Consider the following 18,636-nt stretch of genomic DNA (forward strand, 5'->3'; position numbering starts at 1 on the left):
GGAGCCGTTGAACTCCGTACACCGTACGAACTGGAGGCCTGATGCCACTTCCACCACCCATCGAAGCCCGCGGACTGCGCAAGAGGTACGGCGACACGTTCGCCCTCGACGGCTTCGACCTCGACGTGTCGGCCCGCTCGGTGCACGCGCTCCTCGGGCCGAACGGCGCGGGCAAGAGCACGGCCGTCCACACCCTCGCCACGCTGACCCGCATCGACGAGGGCGAGGCCCGCGTCGCCGGGTTCGACGTCCGCACCCAGCACGCGCAGGTGCGCTCTGTGATCGGCCTGGTCGGGCAGTCGGCCGCGCTCGACGAGATCCTCCACGGGCGCGAGAACCTCGTGATGTTCGCCCGCCTGCACGGCCTCGACGCCGCCGCGGCGCAGTCCCGCGCCGCCGAGCTGCTCGAGGCGATGGACGTCGCCGACGCGGCGGACCGCAAGGTGTCCACCTACTCCGGCGGCATGCGGCGTCGCCTCGACATCGCCGCCGCGCTCCTCACCCGACCGGCGGTTCTCTTCCTCGACGAGCCGACGACCGGGCTCGACCCGCGCGGGCGGGCCGACGTCTGGGAGGCCGTCCGCCGCGTGGTCGCGCTGGGCACCACGGTGCTGCTCACCACGCAGTACCTCGAGGAGGCCGACCGCCTCGCCGACCGGATCACGGTGATGGACGCCGGCCGGGTCGTCGCCGAGGGCACCCCGTCCGAGCTGAAGGCCACGCTCGGCGGGGACCGGGTGATCGTCGGCCTCCCGACGGGGCCGGACGCGGCCGCTGCCCGCGCCGCTGTCGCGGCGGCGGTGGCCAGCGAGGTCCACCTCGACGACGAGCGGTCCGAGCTCGTGGTCGAGGCCGGCACCGCGGGCGGCACGACCGCCCTCCTCGCCGTCGTGCGTGCCCTGGACGCCGCGGCGATCACCCCCACCCACGTACAGCTGCGCGAGCCCACGCTCGACGAGGTGTTCCTGCACCTCACGGACCGGCCCACCACCCGTGACGGAGGTCACCGATGACTGCGACGACCACCTTGCGACAGAGCTGGATCATCATGCTCCGCGACCTCAAGCACTGGCAGCGGGAGCCGTGGACCCCACTGTTCGGCATCGCCTTCACCATCATGCTCGTGCTCGTCTTCGGCTACCTCTTCGGCGGGTCGATCGCGCTGCCGGGCGGCGGTGACTACCTGGACTACCTGATGCCCGGGATGTTCGCCCTCGCGATGCTGTTCGGCGTCGAGGCCACGATGAGCGCGATCGCCAACGACTCGAAGAAGGGTGTCACGCACCGCTTCCGTTCCCTGCCCATCAGCAGCGTCGCGGTGCCGCTCGGCCGCGCCGGTGCCGACCTGACCAACTCGGCCGTCGAGCTGCTGGTGCTGATGGCGGGCGGCCTGCTTATCGGGTGGCAGGCCGGCGGGTCGTGGTCGGAGTCGCTGCTCGCGGTCGGCCTGCTGCTGTGGCTGCGCTTCGCCGTGCTGTGGCTGGGGATCTTCCTCGGGCTCGTGCTGCGCGGCGAGGGCGGGGTGATGGCCGTGCAGATCCTGGTGTGGCCGATCGGCTTCCTGTCCAGCGTGTTCGTCTCCCCGCAGGACATGCCGCACTGGTTGGGCCTGCTCGCGCAGTGGAACCCGGTCTCCGCCACGGCCGCCGCGTGCCGCGAGCTGTTCGGCAACCCTTCGGGGATCACCGACGGCATCCTCGCCGACCACGCCGTGGCCGTCGCGCTGGTGTGGCCGCTGGTGCTGGCCGCGGTGTTCGTGCCGCTCTCGGCGCGCGCCTTCCGACGGTTGTCGGCCTAGGCGCCGACGACCTCGACCGCGAGCTCGGCGGCGTCGACGTAGGACACCGCGGTGGCCAGGGTCTCGTCCGCGATCAGGGCCTCGTGGGTCCGGGCCGCGGCCAGGGTGGCCTCGGGACCGGTGATCGTGAGGCTGATCCGGTCGCTGACCTGCAGGCCGGCGTCCTTGCGGGCCTGCTGCACCGCGCGGACCAGGTCGCGGGCGGCGCCCTCGGCCTCGAGCTCGGGCGTGACGGCGGTGTCGAGGACGACGAAGCCGCCACGCGGCAGCATGCCGAGCGCGGAGCCTGCGTCCGACGACCCGGCGACGGTCTCGAGGGCGTACTCCCCCTCGACGAGCGCGAGCCCGCCGGCGGTCACCGTCCCGTCGTCGGCGACCGACCAGTCACCGGACTTCGAGCCCTTGATCGCCAGCTGGACGTCCTTGCCGAGGCGCGGACCGGCCGCGCGGGCGTTGACCGTGAGCCGCTGCGAGACGCCGTACGACGCCGCCTCGGGCGCGTCGACCGCGAGGACCTGGACGGCCTTGAGGTTCAGCTCGTCGGCGACCAGCTGCTCGAAGCCGTCGAGGTCGGCGTCGGTGACGACGGTCAGGCGTGCCAGCGGAAGGCGGTTGCGGAGGTTGGCGGCCTTGCGCAGCGCCGAGCCAGCCGAGCAGACGTCGCGCACCGTGTCCATGGACGCGACCAGCGACTCGTCGGCGGGCAGGTCGTCGGCGGACGGCCAGTCGGCGAGGTGGACCGAGCGCTCGCCGGTGAGGCCGCGCCAGACCTCCTCGGTGGTCAGCGGCATCAGCGGCGCGGTGGCGCGGCAGACGACCTCGAGCACCGTGTGGAGGGTGTCGAACGCGTCGGAGTCCTCGTCCCAGAAGCGCTCGCGCGAGCGTCGGATGTACCAGTTGGTCAGCACGTCGAGGAAGCTGCGCGTCGAGTCGCACGCCGCCGCCACCTCGTAGTTGTCGAGCTGGTCGGTCATCGCGGCGACGTAGTCGCGCAGCTTGGCCAGGATGTAGCGGTCCATCGGGTGGCCGCTGTCGGTGCGCCACGTGGCGTCGTAGCCCTCGCCGCCCTTGGCCGCGTTGGCGTACAGGCTGAAGAAGGACCAGCTGTTCCACAGCGGGATCAGCACCTGCCGCACCGAGTCGCGGATGCCCTGCTCGGTGACGACGAGGTTGCCGCCGCGCAGGATCGGGCTCGACATGAGGAACCAGCGCATCGCGTCGGCGCCGTCGCGGTCGAAGACCTCGCGCACGTCTGGGTAGTTGCGCAGCGACTTCGACATCTTCTGGCCGTCGTTGCCGAGCACGATGCCGTGGCTCAGGCACGTCGAGAACGCCGGCCGGTCGAAGATCGCGCCCGCCAGGACGTGCATCGTGTAGAACCAGCCGCGCGTCTGGCCGATGTACTCGACGATGAAGTCCCCGGGGAAGTGGTTGTCGAACCAGTCCTTGTTCTCGAACGGGTAGTGCACCTGCGCGAAGGACATCGAGCCGGAGTCGAACCACACGTCGAGGACGTCGGTGACGCGGCGCATGGTGGACTTCCCGGTCGGGTCGTCGGGATTGGGTCGCGTCAGCTCGTCGACGAACGGGCGGTGCAGGTCGGGGTTGCCGTCCTTGTCGCGCGGCAGCGTGCCGAAGTCCCGCTCGATCTCCTCGAAGGAGCCGTAGACGTCGACGCGCGGGTGGTGCTCGTCGTCGGACTTCCACACCGGCACCGGGCTGCCCCAGAAGCGGTTGCGGGTGATCGACCAGTCGCGGGCGTTCTCCAGCCACTTGCCGAACTGGCCGAACTTGATGTGCTCGGGCACCCAGCGGATGTCCTGGTTGAGCTCCATCAGGCGCTCCTTGACCTTGGTCACCTCGACGAACCACGAGGAGACGCCCTTGTAGATCAGCGGCTGCCGGCAGCGCCAGCAGTGCGGGTAGGAGTGGTCGTACGTCTCGCGGCGCACCAGGACGGTGCCGGGGGTGACCGAGCCCTGGTCTCGTGACGGGCGCTGGGCCCCCTCCTCGACCGACGGGGCGCGGGTCGCCGCCTTGAGGTGGTCGATGATCTGGAGGTTGGCGTCGAAGACCTGCATGCCCTCGTAGTCGGTGACCGGGAACGTGAAGCGCCCGTCCCTGCCGACCGGCATGACCGCCTCGATGCCCTCGCGGTCGGTGACGACCTTGTCGTCCTCACCGAAGGCGCCGGCGGTGTGCACGAGCCCGGTGCCGTCGGTGGTCGTGACGAACTCGGCGGGCACGAGGCGGAACGCGCGCTCGTGGCCGGCGTAGTAGGAGAACGGCGGGGCGTACTCCAGGCCGACGAGGTCGCTGCCCTTGCCGCGCCAGGTGACCTGCGGGTCGTCCCCCAGCTCGCGGGCGTACGACGCCAGGCGGGCCTCGGCGAGGAGGTAGCGCTCGGCGCTGCCGGTCGGTCCGTCCGACTCGACGACCACGTAGTCGATGTCCTCGCCGACCATCACCGCGAGGTTGGACGGGAGGGTCCACGGGGTCGTCGTCCAGACGAGCACCTTCACGCCTGCGAACGGGCCGTCGGTCGTGACGTCGTAGCCGACGGTGACGGCCGGGTCCTGGCGCATCTGGTAGACGTCGTCGTCCATCCGCAGCTCGTGGTTGGACAGCGGCGTCTCGTCCTGCCAGCAGTAGGGCAGCACGCGGAAGCCCTCGTAGACCAGGCCCTTCTCGTGCAGCTGCTTGAAGGCCCAGATGACCGACTCCATGAACTCCGGGTTCATCGTGCGGTAGTCGTTGTCGAAGTCGACCCAGCGCGCCTGGCGGGTGACGTAGTCGCGCCACTCGCCGGTGTACTTCAGGACCGACTGGCGGCACGCCTCGTTGAACTTCTCGATGCCCAGCTCGACGATCTCGTCGGTGGTCTTGATGCCGTTGAGGCGCATCGCCTCGAGCTCGGCGGGCAGGCCGTGGGTGTCCCAGCCGAAGCGGCGCTCGACCTTGTGGCCGCGCATCGTCTGGTAGCGAGGGATCAGGTCCTTGACGTAGCCGGTGAGCAGGTGGCCGTAGTGCGGGAGACCGTTGGCGAACGGCGGGCCGTCGTAGAAGACGAACTCGTTCGCGCCGTCGGCACCGGCGTCGCGCTGCTCGACGCTCGCCCGGAAGGTGTCGTCGGACTCCCAGTAGGCGAGCACCGCCTCCTCGATCTCCGGGAAGCGGGGGCTGCCGGCGACCGAGGTCGCGTCGGTGTGGCTCACCTTGGGGTAGGTCATCTGCGGTGCTCCTCGCGGTGCGTCGTACGTCTCGGGTCTTCACCACGAGGACGATCTGCCGACCGCGGTACCACCTCGCTTGCCGCTCCCGGCGGGGAGACGACCGCTTCGTTCCGGCTGTGTCGGGCCGCACCCGTCGAGTTCTAGTGAGGTGACGGCCGGCTCGCCGCACCTGTTCTTCTCGAGGCTCGCCGCTGATGACGGCTCAGACGCCTGCCGCGATCGTACGGCCGGGGCGAGCGCACGCGCCAATCGATTGCCCGGTATTCAGTGTTACCGACTACCGAGAGGAGGGACGACGACATGGGCAGCAAGCAGCTCACCGAGATGCTCAAGGGCACCCTCGAGGGGATCGTGCTCGCGGTTCTCGCGACCCGGCCGGCCTACGGCTACGAGATCACCGCGAGGCTCCGTGACCAGGGCTTCATCGACATCGTCGAGGGCACGGTCTACGCCGTCCTCGTACGCATCGAGCAGCGCGGGCTCGTCGACGTGGAGAAGGTCCCGTCGGAGAAGGGGCCGCCGCGCAAGGTCTACACGCTCAACGCCGAGGGCCGCTCGGTCCTTGCCGAGTTCTGGAGGAACTGGGAGTTCCTCGCCGCACGCATCGACACACTCGAGAAGGAGGGCTGACATGGCCGCCAGGTGGCTCGAGGCGATCACCGGCTCGCTGGAGCAGAAGAAGCACTACAAGGAGGCGAAGGCGCGGCTGGAGTCGCTGCCCGAGCCGTACGCCTCGGCCGCCGAGGCCCTCAACCGCTACCTGACGTACTTCGGCGGCGTCGTCGACGGGGACGTCATCGTGCGGATGTTCGTCGACCTCGCCGACCTGTGGGAGCGCGCAGCGATCGACGGGACACCGGTCCGCGACATCGTCGGGGAGGACCCGGTCGAGTTCGCGGAGACCTACGCGGAGTCCTACGGCGGCAGGCGCTGGATCGACAAGGAGCGCGCTCGCCTGGTCCAGGCCTTCGAGGAGCTCGAGAAGGGCGACCGGTCATGAGCACCGCGACCCTCGCTCCGGCGATCCGGGTGCAGGGCATCGAGAAGGCCTACGGCGACCTGCCGGTGCTCCGCGGGGTCGACCTCGACGTCGCCCGCGGCAGCATCTTCGCCCTGCTGGGCTCCAACGGGGCCGGCAAGACGACGCTGGTGAAGATCCTCTCGACCCTGCTGCAGGCCGACGCCGGATCCGCGGAAGTCGACGGCCACGACGTCGCCGGCGCGGCCGTCGAGGTCCGCGAGTCGATCAGCCTCACCGGGCAGTTCGCCGCCATCGACGAGGTGCTGACCGGACGCGAGAACCTCGTCCTGGTCGCCCGGCTGCGGCACGTGCCGCGGCCGGGCGACGTGGCCGACCGCCTCCTCGAGGGCTTCGACCTCGCCGAGGCGGGCGGGCGCCGCGCCGGCACCTACTCCGGCGGCATGCGGCGACGCCTCGACATCGCGATGAGCCTGATCGGCGACCCGGCCGTCGTCTTCCTCGACGAGCCCACCACCGGGCTCGATCCCCAGGCGCGCATCGAGGTGTGGCGCACCGTGCGCGAGCTCGCCGCCTCCGGCACGACGGTGCTGCTGACCACGCAGCACCTCGACGAGGCCGAGCACCTCGCCGACCGCATCGCGATCCTCCACGGAGGCCGCATCATCCAGAACGGCACGCTCGCCGAGCTCAAGGGGCTGCTGCCCCCGGCCACGGTCGAGTACGTCGAGAAGCAGCCCAGCCTCGAAGACGTCTTCCTCGCGCTCGTCGGCGAGGCGGCCGCCGGCGTGGGCCGGGAGGAGTCCTGATGTCCACCGCTCACGCCGTCGCCGACACCGCCGCCCTGACGGGCCGGTCGCTGCGACACATCCTTCGCAGCCCCGACACGATCGTCACCACGGCCGTCACGCCGGTCGCCATGATGCTGCTCTTCGTCTACGTGCTCGGCGGCGCCATCGAGACCGGCTCGGACGAGCCCTACGTCACCTACCTGCTTCCCGGCATCCTGCTGATGACCATCGCCTCGGGCGTCGCGTACACGTCGTACCGGCTGTTCCTCGACCTCCGGGGCGGCATCGTCGAGCGGTTCCGGTCGATGCCCATCGGCCGGTCCGCGGTGCTCTGGGGCCACGTGCTGACCTCCGTGGTCGCCAACGCCGTCTCGCTCGCCATCGTGGTGGGCGTGGCGGTCCTGATGGGCTTCCGCTCGGACGCGGGTCTCGCGGGGTGGGCCGCCGCGACGGGGATCCTGCTCCTCTTCACCCTCGCCCTGACCTGGCTGGCCGTCGTGGCCGGGCTGTCGGCGAAGACCGTGGACGGTGCGAGCGCGTTCAGCTATCCGCTGATCTTCCTTCCCTTCATCAGCTCCGCCTTCGTGCCCACCGACTCCATGCCCGGCCCGGTAGCGTGGTTCGCCGAGCACCAGCCGGTCACGTCGATCGTCAACGCGGTCCGGGCGCTCCTCGACGCGCAGCCCGCCGGTGGTGACCTCTGGGTGGCGCTGGCGTGGTGCGTCGGCCTGCTCGTGGTGGCGTACGCCTGGGCCAACGCGACCTACCGCAGGCGCCTGCGCTGACGGGTCGCGTCGGGCGGACCCATGCCGGGAGGCGGGGACGGCCCGACGCGTGCGCCGTCACGCGCGGAAACCCTGTGGTCCGTCCGACGGGCATGCGGTTGGCTGCTGCCATGGCGAACCCCGGATACGACGGCATGTGGCTCCCGACCGACCAGGACCCGCGGATGCAGATGGGGCCGACGCGCGGCGAGCGCGAGTGCCTCATCGGCTACCTGGAGCACTACCGGCAGACGCTGGCGCTCAAGTGTGATGGCCTCACCGCCGACCAGCTGGCGACGAGGGCGGTGCCGCCGTCGAGCATCTCCCTGCTCGGCCTGGTACGGCACATGGCGCGCGTCGAGCAGAGCTGGTTCCGTCGGGTGATCGAGGCGCGGATGGACCTCCCGCGGCTGTTCCAGGACGAGGCCGAGGACGCCGGTTTCACCTTCCCCGACGCCGACGACGAGCTGGTCCGCGCGAGCCACGCGCTGTGGCAGTCGGAGATCTCCTACGCCCGCGAGGTGCTCGAGCGCACCGACCTCGACGCCGTGGTCGACGTGCACGGTGAGCCCACCGAGGTGCGGGACATCGTGGTGCACATGATCGAGGAGTACGCCCGCCACTGCGGGCACGCCGACCTCGTGCGGGAGTGCATCGACGGCCGCGCCGGCCAGTAGGCCGCCACCCGGGCGGGTGGGGCGACCTCCGTAGGCTGTGCGGGTGACTGCTGCCTCTGGCTACGGCCTGCTGACCCTGCACGGCGACACGGTGCTCGACGCCTGGTTCCCCTCCCCCGTCCTCGGCGCGACCGAGGGAGACCCGTCGGAGGAGCTCGCCCACCTCGACGGCGGCGAGGACGACTTCCGCGGCGTCACCCGCGTGGTGCGCCTCGTGGAGATCGCCGACCTGGACGCGGCGCCCGCGAGCACCGAGGACGTCTGGCTGCGGCTCCACCTGCTGTCCCACCGCCTCGTCAAGCCGCACGGCGTCAACCTCGACGGCGTCTTCGGCCTGCTCGCCAACGTCGTGTGGACCTCCGCCGGCCCGTGCGCCGTCGAGGGCTTCGAGCAGGTCCGCGCCAAGCTGCGGACCGTCGTGCCCGGACACGTCGTGCAGGTCTTCGGCGTCGACAAGTTCCCACGGATGACCGACTACGTCCTGCCCGCCGGCGTACGCATCGCCGACGCCGACCGGGTGCGGCTCGGCGCCCACCTGGCCGAGGGCACCACGGTGATGCACGAGGGATTCGTGAACTTCAACGCCGGCACGCTCGGCGCGTCGATGGTTGAGGGCCGCATCTCGGCGGGCGTCGTCGTGGGCGACGGCTCCGACGTCGGCGGCGGCTCCTCGATCATGGGCACGCTGTCCGGCGGCGGCAAGGAGACCATCTCGGTCGGCGAGCGCTGCCTGATCGGCGCCAACGCCGGCATCGGCATCTCGCTCGGCGACGACTGCGTCGTGGAGGCCGGCTGCTACGTCACCGCGGGCACCAAGGTGACCGTCACCGACATGGACGGCAAGCCCGCGGTCGTGAAGGCCGCCACCCTCTCGGGCGTCGACAACATCCTCTTCCGCCGCAACTCGGTCAGCGGCGCCGTCGAAGCGGTGCCGTGGAAGGGCGAGGGCATCGCCCTCAACGCGGCACTGCACGCCAACTAGGGCCGCCGTGCCATCCCTCCGCACGGCCGCCGTCGGCGCGGTGGTCGCGCTCGGGGCCGTCGCGACCGCTGTGGTGCTCGTGGACCGTGGGGCCGTGCCGCCCATCCTCGACACCAGCGGCTGCACCGCCGAGGTCGACGGCCACACCGTCGAGGTCGACCTCGAGCAGGCCGAGAACGCTTCCCTCATCACAGCCGTCGCCGTCGAGCGCGGCATGCCCGCCCGGGCGGCGAGCATCGCCCTCGCGACGGCGTACCAGGAGTCGAAGCTCTACAACATCGACTACGGCGACCGGGACTCCGTCGGCCTGTTCCAGCAGCGGCCCTCCCAGGGCTGGGGCAGCGTCGAGCAGCTGACCGATCCCGTGTACGCGACCAACGCCTTCTACGACGCCCTGCAGAAGGTCGACGGCTACGACAGCATGGAGATCACCGTCGCCGCGCAGGAGGTGCAGCGCTCGGGCTACCCCGACGCGTACGCCGACCACGAGAAGGACGGCCGCGCGCTCGCCTCCGCGCTCACCGGCAACTCGCGCGCCGCCCTGTGGTGCGACGTCCCCGGCGACGCCGACGAGGCGGACGACACGATCGACGAGACCGGCCTGGTGTCGCGCGCCGCCGTCGTACGCCGTGACCTCGAGACGCGCTTCGGCGCACTGTCGCTCGGCGGGTTCCAACCCGGCGGCGTGTCGAGCGGCCACATGGAGGGCTCGGCCCACTACGAGGGCCGCGCGATCGACGTGTTCTTCCGACCCGTCACCGACGAGAACAAGAAGCGCGGCTGGGCGATGGCCTCCTACCTCGTCGCCAACGCCGACCGGCTCGACGTCAAGACCGTGATCTTCGACGACCGCATCTGGCGCGCCGGCTCGTGGTCGGGCGACGGGTGGGGCGACTACCGCGTGCCGTCGTCCTCAGGCGGCGACCGGGCGATCCTGGAGCACCGCGACCACGTGCACGTCGACGTCTTCGACTGACGTCTGACGGCGACTACCTGCTGTCGGGTGGTCCAGATCACCGGCTCCCGGCAATCCGATGCGGTGCCCGGCACCGAACAAGCACCGTGGCTCTCTCTCTTCGGCAGGCTCTGGACGAGGTCCAGCAAGGACCGTTCGTGGTGGATGTCCTCCGCAGCGGCGACCGGCTCGCGGCCGCCGCCGCCCGCGAGCGAGGGGCCGAACCGGTGCGGCTGCTGGCCACGGTGGTCGAGGAGGACGACGAGCTGACCGCGGTGGCGGCCGTGCACGCCCTGGCCCAGGTGTCGGACGACGGCGCCGACGCGGTCCTGTCCGATCTGCTCTCGCACCCCCGGCCGTTCCTGCGCGAGCACGCGAGCTGGGCGCTCGAGGCCCGGCTCCCCCGCCTCGACGCGATCGGCAGGCTGGTCGAGGTGGTCCTCAGCGGTGGGTTCTCCGGCATGCTCGCCCAGCGCACGCTCGCCCGCTGGGAGTCGTCCGCGCCCCGGCAGGTGGCGTACGCCATCGACGGTGCGCTCACGGGAGCAGCCGAGCCGGCGGTCCGCAGCAGGCTGGTCGAGACCCTCGGCCTCGTGCCCGGTCCGACCGCCGGTCGCGCGCTGCTCCTGCTCGCCGCCGACGGCGGCGAGCACCCGAGCGTCCGGCTGGCCGCCGTCGCCGCTCTCGGTGACCGCCCGGCCGAGGCCGCCGCGGAGGCGGTGGTCCGTGCGCTCAGCCAGGCCGACGGCGACCTGGGAGTCGTGGCCCGGCTCGCCGCCCTCGACCTGGGCATCGATACCACCGAGCGAGGTGAGGCCACACCCGGCCTGACCGTCGCCCAGCTCTTCCTGCACGCCGACATCGACCGTGACCTCAGTCAGGCGGGCGCGGGTGACAACGGCGGCGTCGCCACCCTGCTGGTCCGGCTCGGGGACGCGTTGGCGTCCGGGCCGGGTGTCCACCGGGTGCTGACGCTGTCGCGAGGCGCCGCCCACGCCGCGCTCGACGCCCTGACCCCGGCCGAGGGTCACCTCTTGACCCCGGTCCCGCTGCTCACCGAGGCCGCGTCGGCCGCGCAGGCCTGGCCGTCGCGGGTCAGGGCGGAGCGCGCGATCCGCCGCGTGCTGCGGACGCACCGCGCCGACGTGCTGCACCTGCGGATGGCGGAGGTCGGCAGCCTGGCCGCGGCCGAGGTGGCACGCGAGCTGGGCATCCCGGTGGTGTTCACGCTCGCGCCCGACCCGCACGCCGTGATCCATGCCCTCGACATGACCGGCGGCCTGCACCGGGGCAACTTCGGCACCGAGGACGAACGCGAGCACTACTGGTTCCGTGCCCGCCTGGTGCAGCGACTGGCCGTGGAGTCGGCGCACGTCGTCCTCTTCCCCCGTCCGGAGCTGCAGCACGACATGCGCGAGCTCCTCGGCCTCGACGTGGCCGCTCGGCCCGACCGGTTCACCGTGGTGCCGGAGGGCGTCGACCTGCGGGTCACGGCCGCGGCCGCAGCCGAGCTGGAGCGGCCCGGGACGCCCGGCCCGGCGCTGGCCGAGCTCGACGCGCTCGTCGCCGCGCTGCCCGAGCACCGCAGGCGGCTGCCGCTGGTGATCAGCGTCGGGCGCCTGCACCGGGTCAAGGGGATGGCGACCCTGGTCGAGGCGTGGGCCGGCGACACCGAGCTGGCCTCGCGGTGCAACCTGCTCATCGTCGGGGGTGACCTGGACGATCCCTCCCAGGACGAACGCGAGCAGCTCGACCTGATCGCCGAGGTGCTGACGCGGTTCCCCGCGGCCGCGGCGGGCCTGCTGATGCCCGGGCACCGCCCCAACGACGTGGTGGCGGTGTGGCTGGCGGTCGCGCGGGCGGGCCGGGCAGGCGGCATCGGTGCGGGCGGGGTGTACGTGTGCAGCAGCCTCAAGGAGGAGTTCGGCCTCGCCCTGCTGGAGGCTCTCGCCTCCGGTCTGGTGGTGGTGGGCCCGGCAGCCGGCGGACCGGCCACCTACGTCGACGACGGAGTGACCGGCGTGCTCGTCGACAGCCGCCGACCGGACAACGTGGCCCGAGCGATCCGAGCCGCGTTCGACCTGGCCACCGCGCCGGGCCAGGCCGAGCGGGTGGACCGAGCCGTGGAACGGGTGCGCGCCGATTTCACCGTGCAGGCCATGGCCGACCGGTTGAGCGCGATCTATGCCGGGGCCGCCCGTACGGCGGACCGCTCGTGACACGGTTCGTCGCATGACGCTGTTGGTGATCAGCCCGGACTACGCCTCGCACCTGCTGCCGTTGGCGACGCTCGCGACGGCCTGGCGCGACGCCGGTGAGTCGGTGGTGGTGGCGACCGGTCCGGCCACCGCCGGCATCGTCGCCGGGTTCGGCTTCGACCGTGCCGATCTCGTGCTGGGCCGCGGGTCGAACCCCGGTGTGATCCGGGCCGAGCAGCAGCCACCCGGCGAGGACGCCGCGCTGCGTGGCTTCTTCGCGGCCACTCGGCACGGCATGGTGGCCACCTTGGGCTACCAGGCCGAGGCGCGACGCACCGACCTGCTGTGGGAGCCGGTCGATCGGGCCAGGGCCGTCCTGGACGTCGTCGAGCGGGTGCGGCCCGACCAGGTGATCGTCGACCACCTGGCGTTCAGCGCCCGCCTCGCGCTCGCCGTGGCGGAGGTCCCGCACGCCGACGTGGTCCTCGGCCACCCGTCCGCGCTGCCGGTCGGTGACGAGGTGTACGGCTACCCGCCCGCCTGGCCGGCCGCCTTCGCCGCGCCGCGATCCGACCTCGTCGCACTGCACCGGCTGTGCTGCGAGGTCCGCGACGCCTTCACTGCGGAGTGGAACGCCGCCCTCCGCGTTCTCTCACCCGGGGCAACGCCGTCGGCGGACGCGTTCGCCGAGCACGGTGACCTGCTGATGCTGAACTACCCGGCGGACTTGCACGACCCGGCACGTACGGCGCTGCTGCCAGCGCACGCGTTCCTCGGCTCCGCCGTGCGGGACGAGCCGGCGACCGACGCCGTCCGCGACTGGCTCGCGGCCGACGACCGGCCGGTGGTCTACGTCAGCTTCGGCAGCTTCCTATCTGCGCGCGGCGACGTGCTGGCGACAGTGCTCGACGCGCTGCGCCCGCTCGGCCTGCGGGTCGCGGTGGCGACCGGTTCCGCGACCAGCCTGCCGGACGTGCCGCCGGACTGGCTGCTGCGTCCGTACCTTCCGCAGGTCGCCCTGCTGCAGCGGGCGGCGGTGATGGTCACCCATGGCGGCAACAACAGCGTGACCGAGGCGCTCACCGCCGGCGTGCCGATGGTGGTGCTGCCGTTCTCCACCGACCAGTTCGCGGGCGCCGCAGCGATCGAGGCCGCCGGAGTGGGGACCGCGCTGGACCCGAACCGGGCCACGACCACCGAGCTCGGTGCCGCGGTGCGCGCCGTCCTCGACGGCCCTGCCCCGCACCTGGCCCGGGCGATCGGCGAGGAGCTGCGCCGGGAGCCGGGCCGCGACGTGGCCCGCGCCGCCATGGGCGGTCCGGCAGCACGCCGGTAGCCGGCCGGTCCCGGTCAGGCGGAGAGCCGGGCGACCGCGGCGGCGACCCGCTCGTCGGTGGCGGTGAAGGCGACGCGTACGTGCTGGCGGCCGGTCGGGCCGTAGAACTCACCGGGCGCCACGAGGATCCCCTCCTCGGCGAGCGAGGCGACGGTCTGCCAGCAGTCCTCGCCCCGGGTCGCCCAGAGGTAGAGGGACGCCTCGGAGTGGTCGATGCGGAAGCCGGCGGCCTCGAGCGCGTCCTTCAGCAGCAGCCGGCGGGCGGCGTACGTCGCGCGCTGCTCGTCGACGTGGGCGTCGTCGTCGAGGGCCGCGATCATCGCGCGCTGCTGCGGGCCGGGCATCTGGAGGCCGAGGTTCTTGCGGACCGCGAGCAGCTCCCCGACCAGCGCCGGGTCGCCGGCCAGGAACGCGCAGCGGTAGCCGGCGAGGTTGGACCGCTTGGAGAGGGAGTGGACGGCGAGGATGCCGTCGAGCGAGCCGCCGTTGACCTGCGGGTCGAGGACGGACAGCGGCCGCTCCGCGGGGTCGTCGGACCACCCGCACTCGATGTAGCACTCGTCGGAGACGAGCACCGTGCCGCGCTCGCGGCACCAGTCGACCACCTTGCGGAGGTGGGCCCGCGGCAGCACCCGACCCGTCGGGTTGGCCGGGCTGTTGAGCCACAGCAGGCGTGGCGTGCGAGGACCGAACGCCGTGAGCGAGTCGGTGGCCAGGCTGTCGGCGCCGGCCAGCGCCGCACCGACCTCGTACGTCGGGTAGGCCAGGGCCGGGTAGCCGATCAGGTCGCCCGGACCGATGCCCAGGTGGAGCGCCATCGACCCGATGAGCTCCTTGGAGCCGGTCACCGGCAGCACGCCGTCGAGGCCGAGACCCGTCACGCCGTGCCGGCGCGCCAGCCAGTCGATCGCCGCCTGGCGCGTCGCCTCCAGACCGATCGTCGTGGGGTAGCCCGGCGAGTCGGACGCCGCCCGCAGGGCGTCCTGGACGACGTCAGGCGTGGGGTCGACGGGGGTGCCGACGGAGAGGTCACAGACGCCGCCGCCGTGGGCGCGCGCCGTCGCGGCGTACGTCGTCAGCTTGTCCCAGGGGAAGTCCGGGAGGCGCTGGGAGACCTTCCGGTGGTCTCGTGACGGCCGCTGGGCGACCTCCTCGACCAACGGAAGGTCGGTCACTCGTCGTGCTCCTGCGGGGGAAGCGCGGCGACGAGCTCGTGGTCCTTGTCGATGACACCCATCTTGGCGGCGCCACCGGGCGAGCCGAGGTCGTCGAAGAAGTGGACGTTGGCGTCGTAGTAGCCCTTCCACTCCTCCGGGGTGTCGTCCTCGTAGAAGATCGCCTCGACCGGGCAGACCGGCTCGCAGGCACCGCAGTCCACGCACTCATCGGGGTGGATGTAGAGCATCCGCTTGCCCTCGTAGATGCAGTCGACGGGGCACTCGTCGACGCACGCGCGGTCCTTGAGGTCGACGCACGGCTGGGCGATGACGTAGGTCACCAGGTCCTCCTGAAAGGCGGATGTGATCGGGGTGTGATCGGGGTGGGGTCGGGGTGGTCGGATCGGGTCTTGCAGTCGCTCCACTCTAGTATCCGGCGGGTGCCGGACACGTCGGAACCCCATGCCAGCGAGACGACCGGGCGCCATGCGCTCGGCCCCCACGTGGTGGGCCAGCGCGTCGTCGTGCGTCACCTGCTGCCCGACGGCCGGGCGACCGACGTCCTCGGCACCTGCACGTCGTGGGGGACGGACTCGCTCACCATCGACCGGGACGGCCCGCCCGGCCAGGCCGGACCCGTCGTGATCGCGCTCGCGGACGTGGTCACCGGCAAGCCGGTCCCGCCGCGGGCGTCCGTGCGGTCGCGGGTCCCGGCGCAGGAGGTGGAGGAGCACGTGGCGGCGCTGTGGGCGTCGGTCACCACCGAGCCGCTCGGCCGCTGGCTGTTGCGTGCCTCTCCCCCGCACGGCGGCCGGCTGCGGCGCCGGGGCAACTCGGCGCTCGCGATGCGCGAGCCCGGCATCGGCTGGGCCGACGCGGCCTTCGGCGTACGCCGCTTCTACGAGGAGCTCGAGCAGACGCCGCTCGTGCAGGTGCAGCGAGGCTCGGACGTCGAGCAGACCCTCGCCCCGCTGGGCTTCACGCCGATGGGCGACGGCGACGCGCACGCCCAGCTGGCGTCCGTGGCCCGCGCCCTGCGCTCGGTGCGGGCGGCTGCCGCCGACGTCCCCGCCACCCTCGACGAGCGGCCGGGCTCGGCCACGGTGTCGCTGGCCTCCGGCGCCGCGACCGGCCGGGGGGTGCTGTCGGGCGACTGGCTGCTCGTCGAGTCGGTCGTGGTCGATGCCGCCGAACGGCGTCGCGGCCTGGCCACGGCCGTCCTGGCCGAGCTCCTCGACTGGGGCGCGTCGCTGGGTGCGACCACCGCGCTGCTGCACGTGGAGACCGACAACGAGGGCGCCATCGCGCTCTACGAGCGGCACGGCTTCGTCACTCACCACACCAACCGCTACCTCGTCGCCTCGTAGCCCCGCTCGCCCTCACCCGACGTCCTGTTGGATGGCGGGGTGACCACCGCGCAGCGCACCACCGCACCCGCACCGACCGGAGCCGACCGCGGCCGCCAGGTCGGCGTCACGATCGCCGAGGTGTTCTGCATCGTCGGCACGCTCGTCGGCGTCGGCGTCATCGGCACCCGCGTCGCGGAGAGCTCGGGCGGCGCTCTCTCCGCCGACGCCACCCTGCTCGCCCCGCTGGGTCCGGCCTTCTCGATCTGGTCGGTGGTGTACGCCGGACTGGCCGCCTACACGCTCTGGCAGTGGCTGCCCGCCTCGAGCACGGACCCGCGCGCCCGCAGCACCGGGTGGCTCGCTGCCGCCTCCATGGTGCTGAACGCCTCCTGGCTGCTGGTCACCCAGCAGGGCTGGCTGTGGGCGAGCGTCGTGGTGATCCTCGCCCTCGTCGTCGTCCTCGGCGTGCTGGTCCAGCGCCTGGCCGACCTCGGCCCCGCTCCGTCCTTGGTGCAACGCGTCGTGGTCGACGGCACCTTCGGCCTCTACCTGGGTTGGGTCGCGGTGGCGACGTGCGCCAACATCACCGCCACCCTCGTGGCAGAGGGTGTGGAGACCTCGGCCCTGGTGGGCGAGGTCGTCGCAGTCCTCGTGATCGCCGTCGTCGTGGTGGTCGCGGCGGTCGTCGTGGCCCGCACGGGTCCGCGCTGGAGCGTGGCCGCGGCTGCCGCCTGGGGGCTTGCCTGGATCGCCGTCGGCAGGCTCACCGACGAGCCGGCCTCCACCCTCGTGGGGGTCGTCGCCGCGATCGCGGCCGTGGCCGTGCTCGGGCTGACCGCCCGGGCGGCCGTCCGGGACTGACCACCCGCCGCGGCAGGACGGCGGCGGCCGGAAAACACGTGGCACCCGGTCGGGCGCCCGACCTAGGGTCGTCCCGACGACCGCGGGGCCTGACGAACCCCCTGCCCACCGGCAGAGCAGCGGCCGTCCGCGCGTCCGGCGTCACCGACGAGAGGCCGGCACCCTCCCGGGCCGCCGGCGAAGGTGTGGTGGCACCGCGACCCAGCCCTCCGCCCACACCTCCCGGGCCTCACACCCTGGAGGAACCATGACCACCCCACCGAGAACGCTCTGCTCCCACCTGCCGAGTGCCGCGCCCGGCACCGCCGTCACGCTCGAGGGGTGGGTGCACCGCCGACGCGAGCTCGCGCGCATCACCTTCGTCGTCCTGCGCGACCGCAGCGGGTTCGCCCAGGTCGTCCTGCCGGCCGGCACCGCGGTCCCACCCGAGGAGACGACGGTCCGGGTCACCGGCACGGCGACCGCGAACGAGCAGGCGCCCGGCGGCGTCGAGGTGACGGGCGCCGTCCTCGAGCCCCTCACCGAGCCGGCCGAGACCTCGCCGGCCGAGCTCTGGCGCCCCTCCCTCGACGTCTCCCTCCCCACGCTGCTCGACCACGCCCCGGTCCTGTGGCGCCACCCGGCCCAGCGTGCACGCTGGCAGCTCGCCGCCGCGTCGCTGCGCGGCTTCCGCTCCACGCTCGACGGACTGGGCTTCACCGAGGTCACCACTCCCAAGGTGGTGGGCACGGCGACCGAGTCGGGGGCGAACGTGTTCCCGGTCGACTGGTTCGGGAGGCCGGCGTACCTCGCCCAGAGTCCGCAGTTCTACAAACAGCAGCTGGTCGGCGTCTTCGAGCGGGTCTACGAGGTCGGCCCGGTGTTCCGCGCCGAGCCGCACGACACCGTCCGGCACCTCGCGGAGTACCGCTCGCTCGACGTCGAGCTCGGCTCCGTCCGCGACCACCGTGAGGTGCTGACGGTGCTGCGGGACGTGCTCGCCGGCATGGTCGAGGCGGCGGCGTCCGAGGAGGCTGCGGTCGCCAGCACCGGAGCGTCGCTGCCGGTGGTCCCCAACGAGGTCCCGGTCTTCCACTTCGCCGACGCGCTCGCGCTCGCCGGGGCACCGGCCGACGAGCCGGACCTGGCGCCCGAGCACGAGCGGGCCCTCGGCGCCTGGGCGCTCGCCGAGCACGGCAGCGACTTCCTCGCCGTCGAGGGCTATCCGATGGCCAACCGGCCGTTCTACACCCACCCCTGGACCGGGGACCGACCCGGGACCGGAGCGGAGGCGCCGGCGAAGTGGTCGAACTCCTTCGACCTGCTCTTCCGCGGGCTGGAGCTGGTCACGGGCGGCCAGCGGCTGCACCGGGCGTCGGACTACGAGCGCGCGATCCGCGCCCGCGGGGAGGACCCGGCGGCGTACGACGCCTACCTGCAGGCGTTCCGTCACGGGATGCCGCCCCACGGCGGGTTCGCCATCGGCCTCGAGCGGTGGGTCGGCCGGCTCGTCGGAGCGGCCAACATCCGTGAGGTCACGCTCTTCCCGCGCGACCTGAACCGGCTAAGTCCCTAGG

17 protein-coding genes are annotated in these 18,636 nt (G+C 72.6%); 14 read left to right on the plus strand and 3 right to left on the minus strand.

The window, feature by feature from the left end:
- The first annotated feature begins 41 nt into the window (after positions 1 to 41).
- Both ACFQW6_RS01770 and ACFQW6_RS01775 read left to right on the plus strand, forming a co-directional pair.
- On the plus strand, positions 42 to 1,013 hold the full coding sequence (locus tag ACFQW6_RS01770; RefSeq protein ID WP_378540516.1) for an ATP-binding cassette domain-containing protein: 972 nt from the start codon (positions 42 to 44) through the stop codon (positions 1,011 to 1,013).
- A complete protein-coding gene (locus ACFQW6_RS01775; RefSeq protein ID WP_378540518.1) occupies positions 1,010 to 1,798 on the plus strand; it encodes an ABC transporter permease in 789 nt (262 codons plus the stop codon). The genes ACFQW6_RS01770 and ACFQW6_RS01775 overlap by 4 nt, the downstream gene beginning before the upstream one ends.
- Here the strand turns inward: ACFQW6_RS01775 and ileS are convergent.
- Positions 1,795 to 5,028 (minus strand): isoleucine--tRNA ligase, encoded by a 3,234-nt coding sequence (gene ileS / locus ACFQW6_RS01780; protein ID WP_378540520.1) that lies wholly within the window; start codon positions 5,026 to 5,028, stop codon positions 1,795 to 1,797. The two genes, ACFQW6_RS01775 and ileS, sit on opposite strands and share 4 nt — an antisense overlap.
- A 303-nt stretch (positions 5,029 to 5,331) precedes the next feature.
- Here ileS and ACFQW6_RS01785 point away from each other — a divergent pair, with 303 nt between their 5' ends.
- The 9 genes from ACFQW6_RS01785 to ACFQW6_RS01825 all read left to right on the plus strand — a co-directional run bounded on the left by ACFQW6_RS01785 (position 5,332) and on the right by ACFQW6_RS01825 (position 13,713).
- Positions 5,332 to 5,661, plus strand: a complete 330-nt coding sequence (locus tag ACFQW6_RS01785; protein ID WP_378540522.1) for a PadR family transcriptional regulator — start codon at positions 5,332 to 5,334, stop codon at positions 5,659 to 5,661.
- 1 nt (position 5,662) lies between these two features.
- Positions 5,663 to 6,031: a DUF1048 domain-containing protein gene (locus ACFQW6_RS01790; protein ID WP_378540524.1), complete on the plus strand. Its 369-nt coding sequence runs from the start codon at positions 5,663 to 5,665 to the stop codon at positions 6,029 to 6,031.
- Positions 6,028 to 6,819, plus strand: a complete 792-nt coding sequence (locus ACFQW6_RS01795) for an ABC transporter ATP-binding protein (protein WP_378540526.1) — start codon at positions 6,028 to 6,030, stop codon at positions 6,817 to 6,819. Before ACFQW6_RS01790 ends, ACFQW6_RS01795 begins: the two co-directional genes overlap by 4 nt.
- Entirely contained in the window at positions 6,819 to 7,586 is a 768-nt protein-coding gene (locus tag ACFQW6_RS01800) for an ABC transporter permease (RefSeq protein WP_378540528.1), read from the plus strand. Before ACFQW6_RS01795 ends, ACFQW6_RS01800 begins: the two co-directional genes overlap by 1 nt.
- 110 nt (positions 7,587 to 7,696) lie before the next feature.
- Positions 7,697 to 8,242, plus strand: coding sequence for a DinB family protein (locus ACFQW6_RS01805; protein WP_378540530.1), 546 nt, complete (start codon positions 7,697 to 7,699; stop codon positions 8,240 to 8,242).
- Positions 8,243 to 8,285: 43 nt separating this feature from the next.
- On the plus strand, positions 8,286 to 9,224 hold the full coding sequence (gene dapD, locus ACFQW6_RS01810; protein WP_378540531.1) for a 2,3,4,5-tetrahydropyridine-2,6-dicarboxylate N-succinyltransferase: 939 nt from the start codon (positions 8,286 to 8,288) through the stop codon (positions 9,222 to 9,224).
- Between the two features lie 7 nt (positions 9,225 to 9,231).
- Positions 9,232 to 10,200: a hypothetical protein gene (locus tag ACFQW6_RS01815; protein ID WP_378540533.1), complete on the plus strand. Its 969-nt coding sequence runs from the start codon at positions 9,232 to 9,234 to the stop codon at positions 10,198 to 10,200.
- Positions 10,201 to 10,337: 137 nt separating this feature from the next.
- Complete coding sequence (locus ACFQW6_RS01820; protein WP_378540535.1) at positions 10,338 to 12,398, plus strand: glycosyltransferase; 2,061 nt, start codon at positions 10,338 to 10,340, stop codon at positions 12,396 to 12,398.
- Between the two features lie 13 nt (positions 12,399 to 12,411).
- Positions 12,412 to 13,713: a nucleotide disphospho-sugar-binding domain-containing protein gene (locus ACFQW6_RS01825; protein ID WP_378540537.1), complete on the plus strand. Its 1,302-nt coding sequence runs from the start codon at positions 12,412 to 12,414 to the stop codon at positions 13,711 to 13,713.
- A gap of 14 nt (positions 13,714 to 13,727) precedes the next feature.
- Here ACFQW6_RS01825 and dapC read toward each other — a convergent pair whose 3' ends face one another.
- Both dapC and fdxA read right to left on the minus strand, forming a co-directional pair.
- A complete protein-coding gene (gene dapC / locus ACFQW6_RS01830; protein WP_378540539.1) occupies positions 13,728 to 14,888 on the minus strand; it encodes a succinyldiaminopimelate transaminase in 1,161 nt (386 codons plus the stop codon).
- Positions 14,885 to 15,211 (minus strand): ferredoxin, encoded by a 327-nt coding sequence (gene fdxA, locus ACFQW6_RS01835; protein ID WP_056604759.1) that lies wholly within the window; start codon positions 15,209 to 15,211, stop codon positions 14,885 to 14,887. Before fdxA ends, dapC begins: the two co-directional genes overlap by 4 nt.
- Positions 15,212 to 15,310: 99 nt before the next feature.
- Between fdxA and ACFQW6_RS01840 the strand changes: the two genes are divergently transcribed.
- The 3 genes from ACFQW6_RS01840 to aspS all read left to right on the plus strand — a co-directional run bounded on the left by ACFQW6_RS01840 (position 15,311) and on the right by aspS (position 18,635).
- Entirely contained in the window at positions 15,311 to 16,237 is a 927-nt protein-coding gene (locus tag ACFQW6_RS01840) for a GNAT family N-acetyltransferase (RefSeq protein WP_378540541.1), read from the plus strand.
- A 39-nt stretch (positions 16,238 to 16,276) separates the two neighbouring features.
- Positions 16,277 to 17,080 carry a hypothetical protein gene (locus ACFQW6_RS01845; RefSeq protein ID WP_378540543.1) on the plus strand — a complete coding sequence of 268 codons (804 nt, stop codon included), beginning with the start codon at positions 16,277 to 16,279 and terminating at the stop codon, positions 17,078 to 17,080.
- A gap of 247 nt (positions 17,081 to 17,327) precedes the next feature.
- Positions 17,328 to 18,635 carry an aspartate--tRNA(Asn) ligase gene (gene aspS, locus ACFQW6_RS01850; protein WP_378540544.1) on the plus strand — a complete coding sequence of 436 codons (1,308 nt, stop codon included), beginning with the start codon at positions 17,328 to 17,330 and terminating at the stop codon, positions 18,633 to 18,635.
- The last annotated feature ends 1 nt before the right edge of the window (position 18,636 follow it).

This window comes from Nocardioides sp. GCM10028917 (assembly GCF_042666175.1).
In the GTDB taxonomy this organism is placed as follows: Bacteria; Actinomycetota; Actinomycetes; order Propionibacteriales; family Nocardioidaceae; genus Nocardioides.

Excerpts from the sequence above, each read along its gene's own strand:
- ACFQW6_RS01770 (WP_378540516.1), top strand. The coding sequence starts at position 42 with ATGCCACTTCCACCACCCATCGAAGCCCGCGGACTGCGCAAGAGGTAC.
- ACFQW6_RS01775 (WP_378540518.1), top strand. The coding sequence starts at position 1,010 with ATGACTGCGACGACCACCTTGCGACAGAGCTGGATCATCATGCTCCGC.
- ileS (WP_378540520.1), bottom strand. The coding sequence starts at position 5,028 with ATGACCTACCCCAAGGTGAGCCACACCGACGCGACCTCGGTCGCCGGC.
- ACFQW6_RS01785 (WP_378540522.1), top strand. The coding sequence starts at position 5,332 with ATGGGCAGCAAGCAGCTCACCGAGATGCTCAAGGGCACCCTCGAGGGG.
- ACFQW6_RS01790 (WP_378540524.1), top strand. The coding sequence starts at position 5,663 with ATGGCCGCCAGGTGGCTCGAGGCGATCACCGGCTCGCTGGAGCAGAAG.
- ACFQW6_RS01795 (WP_378540526.1), top strand. The coding sequence starts at position 6,028 with ATGAGCACCGCGACCCTCGCTCCGGCGATCCGGGTGCAGGGCATCGAG.
- ACFQW6_RS01800 (WP_378540528.1), top strand. The coding sequence starts at position 6,819 with ATGTCCACCGCTCACGCCGTCGCCGACACCGCCGCCCTGACGGGCCGG.
- ACFQW6_RS01805 (WP_378540530.1), top strand. The coding sequence starts at position 7,697 with ATGGCGAACCCCGGATACGACGGCATGTGGCTCCCGACCGACCAGGAC.
- ACFQW6_RS01825 (WP_378540537.1), top strand. The coding sequence starts at position 12,412 with ATGACGCTGTTGGTGATCAGCCCGGACTACGCCTCGCACCTGCTGCCG.
- aspS (WP_378540544.1), top strand. The coding sequence starts at position 17,328 with ATGACCACCCCACCGAGAACGCTCTGCTCCCACCTGCCGAGTGCCGCG.